We start from the raw sequence: 1,067 nt of genomic DNA, 5'->3' as shown, positions 1-1,067 counted from the left end.
ACCCTTCTCAAAGACGCTTGACTTAATGCGGCCAGTTCGTCACATTATGCGATATAGAATATTGCATTCCAATGCGAGGACGGATCATGGATCGCTACATAATCGTTGAAAAAAGGGATGAGGTTGCAGTTGTCACACTGAATCGGCCCGAAATCCTCAACGCCTGGCACAAGCCTATGCGGAGCCAGTTCGTTGAAGTCCTGGTAGAGCTCGAGGAGGACAGATCCGTCCGTGCGATCGTACTGACAGGGGCAGGGGAACGCGCATTCTGTGCCGGTCAGGACCTCAACGAAGCCAAGTCATTTGACGGAGAAACAGGCTCCGAATGGATCGCCGAGTGGGAGCGCCTGTACGGCGCAATTCGCTCCCTCTCCAAACCTCTCGTCGCGGCCTTGAATGGTGTTGCCGCCGGATCCGCGTTTCAGGTTGCGCTGCTGTGCGACTTTCGCATCGGTCATGCCGGAGTACGCATGGGGCAGCCTGAGATCAATTCGGGGATCGCCAGCGTAACCGGGCCGTGGATCATGCGCGAGATACTCGGATTGGCGCGAACAACCGATCTGACGCTCAGCGGCCGGCTGATGGGTGCCGAAGAATGCCACTCGATAGGGATCATCAACAAGATCGTTCCGCAGGCCGACGTCCTGACGGCTTCACTTTTACTCGCCCGTGAGCTTGGCGGCAAGCCTCCCGTCGCAATGCGCCTCGATAAGCAATGGCTGCGCGAAATGACCGAGCTGGGTTTCCGTCAGTGCCTGGATGCTGCCGTCCGGATACACCGGGAAGCCTACGCATCGGGTGAAACAGCTCAAATGATGGAGAAATTTTTGGCCGAACGGGCATCTCGAAAGGCGTGACTTTTCCATGATAGACAATCTTAAGGGCTTTATTGCCGACTTCAATGCAAAAGCCGAGCGAAACCCGGATCAGGTCTTTGCGTTTTTTAACGGTGAGCCGATCACCTTTGCTACGCTGAAAATGGAATCAAGCGCGTTCGCCTCGGCACTGCGACGCAAAGGCCTGCAAGCAGGCGACCGTGTCGCGGTAATGATGCGGAACTCGCGTCT

General features: G+C 56.1%; 2 protein-coding genes. Both read left to right on the top strand.

The features are described 5' to 3' along the window. The first annotated feature begins 86 nt into the window (after positions 1-86). Positions 87-857 carry an enoyl-CoA hydratase/isomerase family protein gene (locus tag A3AY_RS0114535; RefSeq protein WP_018326386.1) on the top strand — a complete coding sequence of 257 codons (771 nt, stop codon included), beginning with the start codon at positions 87-89 and terminating at the stop codon, positions 855-857. A 7-nt stretch (positions 858-864) separates the two neighbouring features. Beyond that, the coding region (locus A3AY_RS35335; protein WP_040668763.1) for an AMP-binding protein at positions 865-1,067 on the top strand (203 nt) is incomplete at its 3' end.

Origin of the sequence: Rhizobium giardinii bv. giardinii H152, assembly GCF_000379605.1 — a bacterium.
GTDB classification, from domain to species: Bacteria; Pseudomonadota; Alphaproteobacteria; order Rhizobiales; family Rhizobiaceae; genus Pararhizobium; species Pararhizobium giardinii.
The sequence above is the reverse complement of the archived record's forward strand: the minus strand, read 5'-3'. Positions and strand labels throughout refer to the sequence as shown.

Excerpts from the sequence above, each read along its gene's own strand:
- A3AY_RS0114535 (WP_018326386.1), top strand. The coding sequence starts at position 87 with ATGGATCGCTACATAATCGTTGAAAAAAGGGATGAGGTTGCAGTTGTC.